Origin of the sequence: Agrobacterium sp. LAD9 (assembly GCF_003031125.1) — a bacterium.
Classification (GTDB): domain Bacteria; phylum Pseudomonadota; class Alphaproteobacteria; order Rhizobiales; family Rhizobiaceae; genus Agrobacterium; species Agrobacterium radiobacter.
Genome location: NZ_PHGS01000031.1, coordinates 106,758 through 122,971, shown reverse-complemented (window position 1 = coordinate 122,971; position 16,214 = coordinate 106,758). Strand labels below are relative to the sequence as shown.

At 54.3% G+C, this 16,214-nt stretch carries 7 protein-coding genes and 1 pseudogene; 1 reads left to right on the top strand and 7 read right to left on the bottom strand.

All coding sequences use genetic code 11. The annotated features are described in order from the left end of the window. Window positions 1–64: 64 nt before the first annotated feature. The 7 genes and pseudogenes from DA915_RS27845 to DA915_RS27815 form a co-directional block, all read right to left on the bottom strand. Window positions 65–2,221, bottom strand: a complete 2,157-nt coding sequence (locus DA915_RS27845) for a type I secretion system permease/ATPase (RefSeq protein WP_107677956.1) — start codon at window positions 2,219–2,221, stop codon at window positions 65–67. A 70-nt stretch (window positions 2,222–2,291) separates the two neighbouring features. Continuing rightward, complete coding sequence (locus DA915_RS27840) at window positions 2,292–10,364, bottom strand: Hint domain-containing protein (protein ID WP_107677955.1); 8,073 nt, start codon at window positions 10,362–10,364, stop codon at window positions 2,292–2,294. A gap of 4 nt (window positions 10,365–10,368) precedes the next feature. Beyond that, entirely contained in the window at window positions 10,369–10,962 is a 594-nt protein-coding gene (locus DA915_RS27835) for a hypothetical protein (RefSeq protein WP_107677954.1), read from the bottom strand. 63 nt (window positions 10,963–11,025) lie between these two features. Beyond that, window positions 11,026–11,547, bottom strand: a complete 522-nt coding sequence (locus DA915_RS27830; RefSeq protein ID WP_107677953.1) for a hypothetical protein — start codon at window positions 11,545–11,547, stop codon at window positions 11,026–11,028. Between the two features lie 970 nt (window positions 11,548–12,517). Next, the gene (locus tag DA915_RS27825; RefSeq protein WP_107677952.1) at window positions 12,518–12,802 is read right to left on the bottom strand and encodes a hypothetical protein; all 285 of its coding nucleotides are present in this window, start codon (window positions 12,800–12,802) and stop codon (window positions 12,518–12,520) included. A gap of 12 nt (window positions 12,803–12,814) precedes the next feature. Beyond that, window positions 12,815–13,582 (bottom strand): hypothetical protein, encoded by a 768-nt coding sequence (locus DA915_RS27820; RefSeq protein ID WP_153064607.1) that lies wholly within the window; start codon window positions 13,580–13,582, stop codon window positions 12,815–12,817. An 836-nt stretch (window positions 13,583–14,418) separates the two neighbouring features. Beyond that, window positions 14,419–15,048: pseudogene (locus DA915_RS27815) on the bottom strand (Tn3 family transposase); the annotation flags it as partial. A 657-nt stretch (window positions 15,049–15,705) separates the two neighbouring features. On the opposite strand from DA915_RS27815, the gene DA915_RS27810 reads away from it, so the two are divergent. Further along, window positions 15,706–16,080 (top strand): VOC family protein, encoded by a 375-nt coding sequence (locus DA915_RS27810; RefSeq protein ID WP_107677950.1) that lies wholly within the window; start codon window positions 15,706–15,708, stop codon window positions 16,078–16,080. Window positions 16,081–16,214 lie beyond the last annotated feature (134 nt).

Below are 16,214 nucleotides of genomic sequence, written 5' to 3'. Positions count from 1 at the left end.
TCGCTATAATCGGCGCTGACCTTTGTGTTTGTTGCCCCGGTTGGTACAGGTCGCGTCTTTCCTCTCATTTGCTCGACCCCATCTGCAAATCCCATAGATGCTTGTAGAGGCCGCCATCGCGGGCCAGCAGATCTTCGTGGCTGCCTTCTTCGACGATCCTGCCATCAGCCATGCCGATGATGCGATTACAGCTCCGGATGGTCGCAAGGCGGTGGGCGATGATCAATACTGTGCGGCCCTGAACAATGTGACGCATGTTTGCGAGGATCAGTCTCTCACTCTCATAGTCGAGAGCGCTGGTTGCTTCGTCAAGAATGAGAATGGGCGGATTGACGGACAACGCCCGGGCAATTGCCAGCCGTTGCCGCTGGCCGCCGGAGAGGTTTGCACCGCGCTCTTCAATGACGGTGTCGTATCCCTTCGGAAGCTTGGCAACGAATTCATCTGCGCCTGACAGTCGGGCGAGATTGATGACGGCCGCGCGAGACATGGCAGGATTGGCGATACTGATGTTTTCGTGGATCGTGCGGTTGAACAGCATGTTTTCCTGAAGCACGACGCCGATATTGGAGCGCAGCCAGGCCGGGTTGACATGGGCGATGTCCTGACCGTCGACCATGACCTGGCCGCTGGAGGGCAGATAAAACCGCTGCAGAAGTTTGGTCAGCGTCGACTTGCCCGAGCCCGACGGGCCAACAATGCCGATCACTTCGCCCGGACGCACGGACAGCGAAATGTTCTTGAGGATTTCCGGACCATCACTCGAATAACGGAAGTTCACCCCCCTGAAGGCGATCGTGCCCTTCGGCGGCGGCAGGCTGACAGAGACAGCCGGTTTGGGTTCTTCAGGCGCATTCAGAACATCCGACAGACGCTCGACGGACACCTGCACCTGCTGAAAATCCTGCCAGAGCTGCGACAGGCGCAGAACCGGCTGAAAAACCTGACCGGCGATCATGTTGAAGGCGACCAGCCCACCGACGGTCAGTTCATTGTCGATGACGGCTTGTGCGCCAAACAAAAGCAGGGCGGCCGAGGTGATCTTGTTGACATACTGGATGGCCGTCTGGCCCTTCGCCGCGAGCATGGTCGCTGCAAAGGACGATTGCACATAAGCCGCCAGACGCTCCTCCCATTGCGCGGCAACGACCGGTTCGACTGCCGATGCTTTCAGTGTCTGCATGCCGATGACGGATTCAACGAGTAGCTGCTGACTGAGAGCGCCCCGGTCGAATTTTTCGTCGATGCGATGCTTGAGGGAAGGGCGGATCAAAAATCCGATCAGGACGAGAAAGGGGATGGAGGCGACGACGATCCAGGCGAGCACGGTGGAATAGGCAAACAGCACCGCGATGAACACGAAGGTGAAGATCAGATCAAGGACAGAAAACAGCGCCTGCCCGGTCAGAAAATTGCGGATGGTTTCGAGTTCGCGCACACGCGCAACCGTCTGCCCGGCGGCGCGGGTTTCGAAATAGTTCAGCGGAAGGTTCAGCAGGTGACGGACGAGCCGGCGTCCGAGTTCCACATCGATCCGGTTGGTTGTATGTGTCAGCGCGTAGGTGCGCAGATACTGAAGCACGACGTCGAACAGGCCGATCGCGGCAAGCCCAATGATCAGGACCGTCAATGTCGAGTAGCTACGGTGGGCCAGCACCTTGTCGACCACCACCTGAAAAAACAGCGGTGAGACGAGGGCGAAGAGCTGCAGGAAAAGCGAAGCGAGAAAGACATGGGCGAGGGCGCTTCGGTAGCGCCAGAGCGATGGCAGAAACCAGGCAAAACCGAAGCGCCGCTGGAATGCGGAAACATCGGAAAAGCCCCGCTGGAGCAGGATAAAGTTTCCTGACGTTAGCGACAGCAGTTCCTCAAGAGCCACAGTCCGGCTGATGAAGCTGACGGGGTCGACCAGCCGATAGCCGTCCTCCTCCGTTTTGCCCGCAAAGACGGCAAATCCTCCGTCGTCCAGGACGGCGATGCATGGCGTGGGGATCACCTTTCCACTGGCAAACCGATCCTCGCGAACGGGTTTTGCCTTCAGGCCCACACGTTTGGCTGCCCGCAAGATATCGTCGCGGCTCGCCTCTTTAGTGAGTGCCAGTTCCCGTGACAGATCGGCCGGATTGCAAGAGATCCTGAAGAACGCTGCGACGGCGGCGAGCGACGCCAGCCCGGCGTCAGCATTCGTCGTGGAGGAGGGGTTGAGTAAACCTGTATCCATAGTCAGATCTGTCGGTAAGCGGATCTGCAGATGCCTGCAAATCCGCATGAGGTGAAAATGGAGAGGTCTATCAGGTCGGCGAAGATGGCTGATATGCCAGCCTGACGTCGCCGACGAGGCGGGTTTGACCGTCAACCTTTTCGAGGAAGCTGGTTCCCGTTATCGCTGAACCATCGGCGAAGTTCTGAGCCCCATCGGCGGTCGGTATCAGATTGATGTATTTGATACCGAGTTGATCGAGGGTCGAAAGTTCGCCAGCCTCACTGACGCCATTCTGGTTGATATCCTGCCAGACACGGAACTCGCTCCAACGGGCATCCTCGGCACTCAACAGACCGTCGTTGTTCGTATCAAAGACAAGCCGCACTGCCTCCAGATCGGAATCGGTCGAGCCCTGTTCTTCCGTTGGCCACAGAGTGAAAGCGAGTTCTTTCGCCTGGTTGATCATGCCATCCGGACCCGTAGAGCCGTCCGCTGCAAGGTCAATAGCAAGGAAGCCATCTTGTGGGCCAACCCACGCAGTCGTATTAGTTGAACCGTCTCCGTCCCAATCAAACTGTATTCCGGCCTCATTGAACTGTGCCACGTCCAACGGGCGTAAATCCAAGTGCTGATCATCATTTAGGTCGATTGCAACAGGTTGCAGTGTTGGGCGAACAAACATCCGATTTACTAGGGTGTCATAAACAACGTACATTCCGTCCCAGAAATGAGGTGGAATTTTCAACTGGCCTGAGGAGGTGTAAGTATAATCTGTTGTTCCATTTTGAGATCGCACAAATAATTGGTAATCGCCGTTGTCCCAGTCTTTTCGCAAAAGCTGCGGTGAACGTACATGCTGGGAGTTCACATCAACAAAGTTCACTGTTATCGATTTCCAGTTATAACTATTGCTAACATCAAATATTGTTTTCTGAACACTACCGTCATCGATGAACATCGTGCTCGTGGAAATCTGGTCAGGGCCTGCAAAAACCTGTTCGATTCTGCTCCAAGCCTGAGTTCCGCTCACGTCGGAATACGTACGGTTTCCATTGTCCCAGTACTCGATCCGAATAGTTTCCCGTCCGGAAGAATCAAACGCCTGCTCCAACTTGGTCCACGGCTGGACATTTGAAACATCGAATGTGATGGTGTCATAGGTGCCACTGTCGTTCGTACGATGCGCATAAAAATGACGGCCGGCGCTGTCGAACCGGTTCATGTATCGTGACCAAGATTCCGTGTTCGCGACATCGAAGGTGTATTCGACCTTAGAGCCGTCATCTTGCATGTCGATTTGAGTAACCACTCTGCCCTGCGCGTCGAACGTGCGGTGGACCTCACGCCAGGATTCGGTATTGCCCGTGTCGAAATCGACCAGACCCGTTCTTACGCCGGATGCATTGAAGTACTCGGCCTTGATCTGAGCACCCGTCGCGGCAACAAAGGAGATCGTGACAGAGGTACCATCGTCCATAAGCTGCTTTTCAAGCGTTTTGCGTTCTTCCCCATCATAGGTCTGTTCGACACGGGACCAGGCTTCGGCATTCGCCCGGTCATAAAGCGTGGCGCTCTTCAGAAAATTGAAGCTGTCGAGGACCTCACTGCTTTTGACCCATCCGGATTCCGCAACGTATGTCAGTCTGGTCGACGTACCGTCTGCAAGTTTGTTCTGCTCGGCAATCTTCCTGCCCGATGCATCCTTGGTGATGCTTGTCAGAATGCTTCCGAACGCATCAACGTTGGTTGTGCGGGTTTCCGTGTCGACGCCAGCCGCGCTTTTTGTAACCGCCGTCTGAACAACCGCGCCGCTCGTCATCCTGATCGAGGTTTCGACGTAGTCGACCACACCATCGTTGTTGCTGTCTTTCTCAAGGACGGTCGTGGAGCCGTCGTGGCTCATGCGGAATGATCCGCGTGCCTTCACCGTGCCGTCCGTCTTGGTTTCGGTGACATCCGTCTTGACGCTGCCATCGATCAATGTCGAGGTTTTCATGACGGTTTCAAAATAACCGTCGCCATCCTGATCCAGCTTGCTGGTTTTGGTCATCTGGTTCGCGTTGGCGGTTGTCTCGCTCGCTGCGGGGGTAGCATTGTTCCAATAGATTTCACCAAAACGCATGTAGGCGGATTTACGAGCCGCTGCTGTGTTGGTGACTTTCGTGACGCGTGCGCCGGAGGCGAGCGATGTTTCCTCGACGGTTTGATCGATCGATCCGTTTCCGTCGACGTCTGTTTCCTCGAGGAAACGCCGTCCGTCAGCACTTGTCGTGCTTTTGCTGGTCGAGCGTGTCTTGCCGTTCGCCAATTCGAGTTCGGTTGTCGTCACCTCCTTGCTGCCGTCAGCATAGAGGTAGCTTTTCAGGGTCTTTTTGGTATCGAAGGCGCCGTCACCGTTTTTGTCGATCTCGATGATCCGCGTGAGGCGGTCGGCCGAAACCGTATCGACGCTCTTGCTCGAAACAGTTCCCGTAGTTCGGAAGTTGGTGATGGTCGTGATCTCGCGACCGTCGATCGTCCGCTTCGTTTCTTCGATCTGATCGACTGTGCCATCGCCATTTTGATCACGCTTCGTGACAAGTAGACGCTTGTCGAACGATGTTTCCGCGGTGATGGTCTCGATGATCGCATTACTGCCATCACGGACGGTCGCCGTTTCAACCTGCGAGCCGTCAGCCTTTTCTCGCAACGACCGGACTGTCGTTCTTGTCGCTGCCGGCACGAGGGCTGATTGATCTCTCGTCGTTGTCGTCAAACCATCTGCGCTTGTGGTCACGCTCACGAGGGAAAGAAGTGCGTCGCTCACGCCCGTGGTACGGGACGTCTCCACGATCGTGCCATCACTGTTGAACGTTTTGTTCGTGACCCTCTTTTCGTCGAACGTGCCGTTTCCATCGGCGTCGACCTGCACGGTCTTCCCCATACCATTGGCAGAGACGGTCGTCTCGGTGCGTCGGACAGTTGTCGCTGCGGCCTGCCATGTTTCAACGGCAGTTCGCGAGCCATCGGCGTGCAAACTTTGGGTCAGGCTTCGGCTGGCCGTCCACCCCGAACCGCCGGCATCATTCCATGATGTGGATTGTGTAAGACCGTTTCCGCTCTCGGAATGCTCTTCCTTGCCCTTCGTGACCCAGTTGCCATTCACGTTGGTCTGGTAGTCGGTGGTCGTCGTGGCACCGCCGTCGAGCTTCAGCGATTTGGTTTTGATAATGCGACCGTCGGAGGCGCCGTCGCCGTTTGCGTCGAACGTCGTCGTCTCGACAAGTTTGTTGGTACTCATCTCAACCGTTTTGCTACGATCAGCAGCTATGCCGTCCGGTCGCATCTCGACAAAAGTCTGCCGCGATACGCCGTTGTCGAGCAGTTCCTGGTTGAGGGAGTGATCGATCTTGCCGTCACCATCCACATCCACGGATGTCACGATGGATTGTTTGTCACCCGAGGTCAGAACAACGGTCTTGCTCTCAAGAGACAGATCGCCCTTTCGGATCTCGGTCGTTTGTCTGGTCGAGCCGTTTTGCAGAATCTCCGTGGTTTCGTTGACGCTCCGCAACCTGGCCGTGTTTCCGTCAGCATATACGGTACTTTTCGAAAGCCCATTGGTGGTTTCGGTGACAGTCGCGCGTTCAAGCAGCGTCGAACTGCCCTGATAGCGGGAGGTTTGCGTTGTCTTGACGCCGTAAGCGTCAATCGTCGTGCTGGATGTCCGGGTCTCATCGACGGTCCCGTCTCCGTCACGATCGATAACCTGCGTCGAAGACAGTCCACCGCGCAGCGTTGTCGTTGCGGTGCGGGAAAGGACCTCGCCATTCTGACCGAGCTCTTTCACCTCGAGGGAGGAATTGCCGGACGCGGCAATCGTCTGTTCGGTGCGATAGTCGGTTATGCCGTCGCCATCAACATCTTCCAGCTGGACGATGGACATGCCGTCAGAACTGGTGGTTTTGCTGGTCGAGGAGACGAGCTCGTTGTTTCCGGAGCGCTTTGTGACGGTCTCGATCACTGCTCCATTCTCAAGCAGAGATTTTGTGGTCCTGGTGACATCGTCAACCGCGTTGTCACCGTCAAAGTCCTGCTCAGCGGTCGAGATCAGGCCATTTGCCGAGGTTCTGACGGTCGAGCGGGATGCAATGCTGCTTCCAGACAGCTTCGTTTCGATGATCCGAACCGTGCCGTCATCTTCGACTGCGGTATTCCGGTTGGTCGTCTCGTCATACACCCAGTCACCGTTGAGGTCCGACTGGCTGGATTCGTTCATCCCGTTGCCCGATACCCATTTGACGTCCTGGCGAATAACGGAGCCGTCGTTTGCCGACGTCGTGCGCGAGGTATAGGAACTGCCATCGGCTGGAAGGTCGGTATATTGGTTGTGAACACGGTCGATAATGCCGTCGCCATCAAAATCGACCGTCTGGTAGATATTGAGCTTGTTGGCCGACGTGACGGTTGTGGTTCGAGAAAGAAGAGTGCCGGTATTCGTAAGAGAACGGTTTTCGACGAATTCACCGCCGTCCGCTCCGATCGTGCTGCCGACCTCTGTATTGATGTTGCCATCGCCGTCACTGTCAGTCCGAACGAGCTTGCCGCGTTTATCGGCAGTCACCCAGTTTTCCTCTTTCGAGATGAGGGTTCCGTCTCCACTGCGGTTTTCGGTGATAAGCGTTTCGCTGCCATCGGCGTTTTGCGTCTTGTTCGCACTGATCACCTGATCGAAACTGCCGTTTCCATCAACGTCCGTGGATTTTGACGTCGAGAGGCCCGTGGCATTGCTGGACTCGACGATACGATTGACAAGCGTGCTGTTTTCGGAGCGCTTTTCGAGGGTTCTTGTCGAGCTGCCATCGGCTTGCCTGATGAGACTGCTCAATGTGATTTCATCAAATCGTCCGCGACCGTGACGGTCAAGTTTCGACGTCGACACCAACCCGTCGGCACTGGTTTCCTTGAGGGACTCTGAGGCCACGGAGCCATCAGCAGAAAGTATCCGGTTGGTTTCAGTGATCGTACCATCGGCGGCTCTGGACACCGTAATGAGCTGGTCGGTGTGGCCATCGCCATTGGAATCCACAGTGTTGCTGCCGGTCAGGCCGTCCGCGTGCCTCTGTTCCGTTGTTTGCGACAGAAGATGGCCGGACGCGCTGCGATTGGTAATCGTCCTCGTCTTCGTGCCATCGGCAGATATCGACGTAAGGTCCGCCACCCTGCGGTCAAAAGTCCCATCGCCATCCACGTCTTCGCGAATGCTACGCGATAATCCGTCCGCGGACGTAGTCGTCTCAAGGTCTTTGTATTTTGCGCCGTCACGCACAAATGACGCTTCCCGAACGGTGGTATCACCGGCCTGGTTGCGAGACACTAAGCTAGTAAATGTATTGTCCCAGATAGCGTCCCCATCAAGGTCCACGAACCGCGTCTGTGTCAGATTGTCGGCGGAGATCGCGACTTCTTCCTTGCGCAACAACGACCAGTCCGCGCCCCATGTCAGGTCGCGCTCGAAACGGCCGCCATCCGCGTACCGGATTGTCTGGTGCTCGGTTATACGTTCGTTCTGACCATTGCCGTTTGCGTCGATGTAAAACGTACGGCTCAGCCTGTCAGCGCTGAGAGCGCTGGATGTCTGGCTGATCATATCGCCGTTCTGAGCGAGTTGGGCAATCGTCGTCGTCAGGCTGTTGTCGCTACCGATGACGCGCGTTTCCCGTTCTGTGGTATAGCCGCCACCGAGCTCGTCACGGTTAATAACAGTGGTCTTGCCATCGGCGCTGAGGTCTGACGTTCTCGACCAAAGCAGGGTTCCGCCGCCGTTTCGCATTGTTTCAGTCCGTGTGCGTGCACCATCCTGCCCGATGGTTGTAACGTCGGTCAGGACACGATCAACGACACCGTCGCCATTGTCATCGAACCGCATCGTCACATCGAGGCCGCTGGCGCTCGTTGTTTTCGTCGTCTCCGAAGCGAGACGCCCATCCTTGTCATGGGCTTTCGTCACGACAGTGACACTACCGGATGCATCAACGGTCCTGGTCTCTGAGACCGCAAAACCGTTGTCGTCATGTTTCAGCGTCGCGGTTGCCGCAGTACCCGTCTGACCATTTGTTCGGGTAAACGTCGTCTGCCCGTCAATCGAGGAACCACCATCAAAATCGATCCTGGTTTCGTCGATCGAAAGATCAATGGATTCGATACCCAGTTCCGCGAGGCTCTTTTGCGTAACAGTGCCATCGGCGTTGGTCAGCATGATCTTGAACTGCGACCATTGCGCGTCACCGGCATCGAGCTTGCCGTTCTGGTTCGTGTCGAACACCTGGCGGAGCGCCTGCATGTCCGACCCGGCCGACGGGCTCCACTCGGTAAAGACGATCTCCTTGCGGGATGAAATGGTCCCGTCATTATCGGCGTCGATCATCAGAACGCCATCGCCGGCGCCCACCCAGGATGTTCTGCGCTTGTAACCGTCTCCGCCGATATCGAGGAAGATATCCGAGTTTGCTTGATCGCTCAGATCAAGACGGCCGTCTCCGTTCAGATCAAGCAGGACAGGTTTACCCGAAGAGCTGCTGGACGAATTGTTATTGCCGGAGGATTTGCTGGAAGAGCTTTTTCCACTGTTCGCTGGTGTGGAATCACCTCCTCCTGATTTCCCCGAAGAGCCGGACGAACCTGATGCTGAGTCACGACTTGATGTTTTTCCAGCACCGGCAGAGGTGCCCGAAATCGATCCCGAACGCGATGGGGTGGAAATCGCTTCGGCACCGCCGCCTTTACCGCTTCCTCCTGTGGGCTGCTCCATCTGGCGGCGAACATACGAGTCGAATACCCCGTCCGTCTCCACACCGTTCTTTTGCGCTATGTTATAGGCAACTGCAAACGCGTCGGTCCTGCTATGCCCATTTGCCATCGCCCCTACCGCTGCGGCCGCGGCTCTATCCTTCGCGCTGGCAGAGGACCCGCCTTTCTCAGCGAGGAAGGTGTTGAATGCCGTCTTATCGATTGAAATTGCACGTCCTGCAGACGTGTAGCCGACTGGGTCACTCTTCCCATAGCTCGGGTCGTTAAAAGCCATGGCTGATCTGCCAAGACTGATCGCGTAATCTAGTGGAACATTGGCAACATATCTCGCATGCACAGCGGCGGCTATGCCGATTTCCGTCGTGTGCGCCCACGGCGCCGATATATTATGAACACGAATACCTTCTGCAACGTAAGTGTGAAGGTCTTCAACCTCGAAATTGTACGTTTTCCAGGCCGCAGGGGAAACTTTTACCAACGCACTGCTGCCGCTGGATATATTGACCGCTTCCGCGCGTTCAAAATAGTGGGCAGTTTCCGCGCAGTACGTGATTGTTTCAGCTAGAACCTCCAGGATTTCTCCCGCCCGAGAGAGGAGCGCCGCCCTTCCACCCTTAATCATGTTTCCGAGTTCAGGAAAATCACCGGAAACTGCTAGGAAATGATGGCCTGGGGTGGCAACGAGGTCCCTTTGTTTTCCTTCCGCTATCCAAGAAAGCCGGACAAATTCGCTTGTTGTATTGCTAAATACTTTCTTTACCCGCCGCGGGCACAAAGCTCCTCGCCCGAGATTCGCCGACCCGTCAAAGGCGAGGACGGTGTCACCAACCTCGACCTCCGATATGGGTTTCTCCGTGCCGTCGGCGAGAAGAATTTTCGTTGACGCTTCGAAGCATTCCGCTATTCCAATGGAATTCGCCGGGTTAATCCGGTGCGAAATTCCTGCAGATATTTTTTCGAGCTCACGGAGTACTTTTTGACTGGCGGAGATCGTTTTTTGCGTGATTTGTTCAGCGGCTTTTTGCCCTCTGTACGAGGTCGTGAAGGTTATTCCAATTCCGAAAGGTGCGCTAACTTTCATCCGCGAGCTAATTAGGCCGCCCAAAAGCCCTCCAAGAACACCACCGGCAATCCCCGCCGTCTTGACAGTTACCCGCTCCCAATCGCCCTGTTTAGCCGCCGCCACTAGATCAGCGACAGTTAATCCAATCGCCAGCGCGGTACCCCTGGCTAGAGCAAAGTTACGTCCGGCCGATTGTTCAACTGCGTAATTTGCGGCCTCTGCGGTTAGACCGAAGCCAACGTTCCCCCACTCAGGCATATCCCGATATGAGGGGGGAGTATCTTTTGAACGAGAGTCACCGGAGTCCATTTATTTAGCCTCTTTTGAGAACGAAAAAGAACAAGAATGAAAAAATCTGCACTAATAATTCCTGAATACCATAGTAAAATCCAACGGTTACAACTATAATCAAAGGAGAATTTAGTACAGTATAAGCAATATCCCTATCCTCATTTCCCGATATATCTGTTGTGAAAATAAAATCGAACATCATGTAGAGTAGGACGACGAACAGGGGAATAACTGCGAACTGTCTAATATCTAATTGTTTTGGCGGAGTACCGTGAAACCTTTTAAAGGTAACAAGAATAAATATTCCGATAAAAAAGGTTGAAACTTGAAGCAGTGCGTTGATAAGAAAAAAACGCATTCCATTACCGGTTGTTCTCAATTCCAGTTGCTGGTATATATTTTTGGTAAAACTCGCCGGAAGCCAATTATGATCCGTAAAGGAAATTGATTCTTGCAGATAGACGTGGAGTCCTGGAATATAGTAAATTGCCATGCATAGAGGCAACAATACATAATTTAAAATCTTCAACGTTCGGAACAAATTTTTATCAAAGTACTTATCATCTCCGTGGGCCAGTATTGGAGATATGTAGCCTTTCCTTCTTTCCGTTATCATTGTTCCCGTACTTTCTTTTACTCGCTACAGATCTTTATCGGGCCGCACTGGGGCAACTAAACCTCATAACATAAATGCTCCGCCGACGAAGGTTGCTCCCGAGGCCTTCATCAATCGTTCCGTGGCCTCTATACGAGAACCGGTGGTCACATGAACGAATGAGTGGCTGGCGTTGAGAGAGGCTGCCCATTTCTTGATGGCTGCGACCAAAGATAGAAACACCTTGGCACGGCGCACAGGCGGCAACGATAAATCGACCGCGATCACATGGACAGTTACGAACAGTGGGCCGTCGCTCAGCATGTAGGAATCAGCGATTGCCCAAGTGACTCCGGCAGGCTTCCCGTCCAAAATTGCGACAGGACACACCATGCGTGGCGGTCGAGACAGAATGAGGTTGAAGTGTTCGTTAAGTTTCCAGTCGGAGAATTCTTGGTCACGAAACACCGTCGAAGCATGATGTTGCTTCATGATTTCGCGAACGGCGGGCGTGTCTTCCTTTTCGAGAAGACGAACTTTCAGGCCTTTTCTTTGCGGATTTGCCTGGGGACTATTTTCAGCAAGGTTGTGGTCGGGGAGGGTCATCCGCGGCGCCCTTCGTATGATTCTGGCGAATTGGACGCCATAATATCGCCGAATGGCTCATACGCCCTCACAAACCGCCCACAAACACGCAACGACTGCGCAGTGGCACCCATCCCGCCAAAAAATTCGTGCTGACCCATTTCGCCCCCGAAAGTCACCCGCGAATTCACCGATATCACCATGCAAGATTTCGTCAACTTGAAATTGAATGCAGCCTTGTGGAAAGTCTACACCTCTACCTGCGCTAGGCCGAAAGTATAGCCGTCTTCGTTAATGCCAATCTTGCTTACAGCTATCGACCCGTGGGTGATTGGCCATCACTGCCCGTCTTGGACACCGGAAACGGATAGCGCTTAAATATCAGTTCAGCCCATATATCCGAAAACTAAGAAGAGAAGCGGGAGCTTGACCAAAACCGCAAAGACAGACGAACCTAAAGGCAAGTCACGTCTCTTCACAACTACCTGGGTTAACTCTCCGTGCAAATCAACAGTCCGGCGGATTGCACGATTTCACAGAGAAAGCTGCGATGACAAACGTCGACACCAGTTCGGCGTCGGCGTTCGTCGCCTCCGGTGCCGCAGGTCAAGCCGCTTGAGCGTTGAGGATCAGCGGGGTCTGATAGAGCTTCGGGATTTGGCACTCGCTCAACGCCTGGATATGCGTCGTTGCAATCATCACGCGACACAACATGCGCTGCTAGCTTCGTCTTCGTCATCACTTAAGTATATGCTTGTCTTGAGAGATTTAGATTGTCCACTCTACCAGCCGTAATTTCTAGCATTTCGATCAGAAAAACGAGCCCAAACGTGGCGCGGAGGCTTCCCAACAGCCACTTTGCCGGCGTTTTTCAACTACTGCACCAGAGTTCGCCATCAACATCCCTATTTTCACGGCCGCTCCCGCCCCAGGTTTTGCTAACTATAATCAGTGGTCCAATACGGCGAACTGGCTAGGCCCACCACAAACCTCAGCACTGGGGCCGTGATTTCGCGATCCGCTTGATGTTGGGCAGCAGAGCGTCTACGTCTACTGTAAGCAGACTGCGATTGGCGAAGTCGGTAAGGAAGGTTTTGACGAAATCCAGGTCAGCCTTCGAGATGACCATGCCGCGACCGTCCTTAGCGCATTCGGCAAGGAACGCCTCTTCCAGGCCGGCCTTTCGGATAGTGTCCACCGCCATGAAAATGGTAGCCGCTGGAACCAGCTTCCGTTCAACCTTCGAAAGGACCGGTTTGATTTCCTGTTCTGCCATAGTGGTTTCTCCTCAACGATTGGCAAAGGAACGCAGATCATCTCGCAAACGCAGATATTCCAGTTCGGCGCGTACGCGCTCTTCGGCAATTGTCATAGATCTTTGATCCCCGCCCGCGGGCAACACCATGACGATTGATACCTGATGCACGTCCGTGCGGCTATTTTCAGCGGATCCATCTACACCAACCACCTCCCAGGTCAGTCCTCGTGAGGGTAAGTTGAGGTCTGGCGTCAACGTGGAATTCCACAGGGTCGTGAACTTGAGCTTTACACTGTAGGTCGCCAAATCTTTGCTGCCCGTAGCGCCTGCGAGGTTTCCCGACTGATTGTGGTCGAGATATTTTTTGACGTAACTGATCAGGTTTAGATTGCCGGTGATCGGATACATGTAGTTTTTGGGCTTGTAGACATCCGGCTTGCAATAGTCTGCGTTGCTGACCATGGTCGCTAACTTCACGAAACTATCAAGTTCCCGGAAGGTCTCGACATTGTTGCGCTCTCGGTTGTTGGTAACCTTTGCACCAAGACCGAAGGTCCCCCGCGTAAAGGTGTGCAGAACGTCCACGCCCGCGGTAGCGTCGTTCTTTTCAGTGATGTCAAAGTTCCAATCATAACCGATAAGCGTATCTTTATAAACGTTGACAATGCTTTGAGCGTCGCGACCGAGGACTGCAAAATCGAATTTCAAGAAATCTTCATCATCAACCAGCTTCGCCGCAATTTCAGGTTGGCGCCTAGCGATCGCTTCCTTGGCTTTTTGGCGCACTGCGTCCCGCATCTCACAACGGACACGTCTAGTTATATCGTAAGTGTCGACATGCGCGAAATCCCGGACATCTGGAGGTATTGCGCATGCGCTCAATGTAACGAGCCCGGCAAGGGATACACCAAAAAATCGACAGTACATGCCACCCCTCAACAATAATAGGGCATAATACACTCGCTAAAATTGCGGTCAATCGGGATTCGTGGTCGGGAAAGGAACCGAAGAAGATGAATGCATAACAGTCTTCGGACGCTCAGAAGTCGTTTATTCTGAAAGAGGATGATAAAGGTAGACTGATCGCTGAGATCCGCCTGAAGGCAGGGAGCACCCAGACAACCTGCTTCGACTGGAAGAAAAAATATGCCGGCATGTTGTAAGCCCACGGTGAAGCTTGCAAGAACTTCAGATTCACTACCGGGAAATACGGTCGTCTGGCACGGCCTCAGCCGGCGAACAGACATTCGCCTCGGAGCCGAAATTGCGGTGACGCTCAGATGTGGGTAGTTGCAAGCTTACCGTATGCTTACCGCCCGCATGCCCGAGAACCCATAAGTCCGCCATCATCTCGATCACTGAACCAGGCGACATCATTGTGGATAAAAGAGGCGGGGCGTTGGTACCTCGCAAATCTGGTCAAGCAGCCCAGTCGAGAAGTGGCAGGCCGAATGAGCATTTCGGCTAGAGGAACATTTTTGAGAAGCTGGTGGTACTACGTCTGGAATTAACTTGTCTCACACGCTTCGGCGAATTACGGTTCACTACCCCACGAAGGGCGGTTATGACCTCCTCCAGCACGGCCACAATACTTAGGGGCGGCGAGTGATCTCACCAGCACGTCTTTTCATGAAAATTTCAAAACTTCGAAAAGCAATACCTATCATGTGCTTCAACAGAGTATCAGGAATGTCTCGTCCCGCTCGTTTCAGCTGTGTGACCGCGCGATCAAGATAGACGGTATTCCAGTGAACAATTGCACTGACGACGAGATTGAGCTCTGAGGCGCGGAATGCTTGGCTCTCGAACGGCCGGTCGTGGATCTCGCCGCGCTCGTGGAAGAACACAGCTCGTTTCATCTTATGGGCGGCCTCGCCCTTGTTGAGACCGGCTTGGCATCTGCGCCGTAGTGCCGGGCTTGAGTACCATTCGATCATGAAGAGTGACCTTTCAATACGGCCGAGCTCGCGGAGCGCCCTCGCAAGATGGCTTTGCTTCGGAGACGCAGACAGCCTCTTGAGTATCGTAGGCGGCACCACGGACCGCGTCGTGATCGACGCCGCGAGATGGAGCAGATCGTCCCAATGATCGAGGATCAGACTGGTATTGATCGGTGCCCCGATGTGATTCGACAGCGCAGGATATGCACCGCTCTTTTCTAAGGTGTGGAACTTCCGGTCTTTGAGATTGCGCAGTCGCGGTGAGAACCGCTTTCCGATCAAGGCGAAGAGCCCGAAGATATGATCACTCGCACCACCCGTATCGGCCTTCGATCTTCGCTAGGAGTTTAGTTGTTCTAAAGCCTGCCACGCCTGCTCCGGAAACCATTGGTGACTGGTTTCCATAATAGAGTCTTATGGCGGGCACCAGCATGTAATCAGAGACTTAGCTAATTAAGTTGAGCAGGCGGGTTCAACCCGTAATGACCCTAGCGCGGATGGTTTTCGGACGCTTCCTTCGTTCCCGCAAGGCTCGGCCCTCACCCGTATTTCAGCCCCGTTCGCTGGTTCGCCCGCAATGCTATTGAGAGTTGGTCTGGCGCGCCGATATTTTTCCGCACTATGAGGACTGTTTCGCCGCATGTCCATGATGGCGGAGGGGCGGCATATCGTTGGATTGGAGCCTCCGCTAACAGTAGTGTCGCCGGTTCGATTTGCATCAAGAGCTTGAAAGCTCTTCTATTGTTGTACCGGTCGAGACGCTCGCTGAGCGAGAGCCCAGCGCCCTCATGTCTATCATGGCTGCTAACCGTATAATCTCCTGAAAGCAGCCGTCTGCTTCCCTGCCTCGGCAAACCGCCAACACCGGAGATTGCGGCCAGTGCAAGACATCCTATTGTGTGATGTCGCAAAAGCCCTGGAAAACAGGTTTCTATTTGATAGCGCGTTTGGTGGCTATCGATATTTTACTGGAGATGAAGCATGTTCACGCACGTCATGATTGGAAGCAACGATTTGGAGCGGGCGAGAGGCTTCTACGATGCCACGTTCGCAGCATTGGGAGGCAAGCCCGGGGAGATGGATGCGAGAGGAAGGCTGATCTATGCCCACGAGGGTGGTCGGCTGATGATCACGAAGCCGATCGACGGCGAGCCGGCGACCGCAGCTAACGGGGGGACTATCGGTATAGCCGCTGCGAGCCCCGATCGTGTGCTGGCGTGGCACGAGGCTGGTGTCATGCATGGCGGCACGACGATCGAGAACCCGCCTACGGAGCGTCCGAACGGGGCATTCGTAGCCTATCTTCGCGATCCGGACGGAAACAAACTCACGGCGCGGTCTCCGCCAACGAAGTAATATCGGCGTCGAAGAAGACATCGTCGTTAAAGCAACCTGGAGGTTCCGGGTAACTACTTGTTACAAGCCGTATTTGAGCCATTCGATGCGGTGATGTTGTTTTTGGCGGAGGGCATGAACGGGGCATGGGAGAG

What these genes read in the sequence shown, in the direction of transcription:
- DA915_RS27845 (WP_107677956.1), bottom strand. Translation starts at nt 2,221, where the DNA reads ATGGATACAGGTTTACTCAACCCCTCCTCCACGACGAATGCTGACGCC.
- DA915_RS27830 (WP_107677953.1), bottom strand. Translation starts at nt 11,547, where the DNA reads ATGACCCTCCCCGACCACAACCTTGCTGAAAATAGTCCCCAGGCAAAT.
- DA915_RS27835 (WP_107677954.1), bottom strand. Translation starts at nt 10,962, where the DNA reads ATGATAACGGAAAGAAGGAAAGGCTACATATCTCCAATACTGGCCCAC.
- DA915_RS27820 (WP_153064607.1), bottom strand. Translation starts at nt 13,582, where the DNA reads ATGCGGGACGCAGTGCGCCAAAAAGCCAAGGAAGCGATCGCTAGGCGC.
- DA915_RS27825 (WP_107677952.1), bottom strand. Translation starts at nt 12,802, where the DNA reads ATGGCAGAACAGGAAATCAAACCGGTCCTTTCGAAGGTTGAACGGAAG.
- DA915_RS27810 (WP_107677950.1), top strand. Translation starts at nt 15,706, where the DNA reads ATGTTCACGCACGTCATGATTGGAAGCAACGATTTGGAGCGGGCGAGA.
- DA915_RS27840 (WP_107677955.1), bottom strand. Translation starts at nt 10,364, where the DNA reads ATGGACTCCGGTGACTCTCGTTCAAAAGATACTCCCCCCTCATATCGG.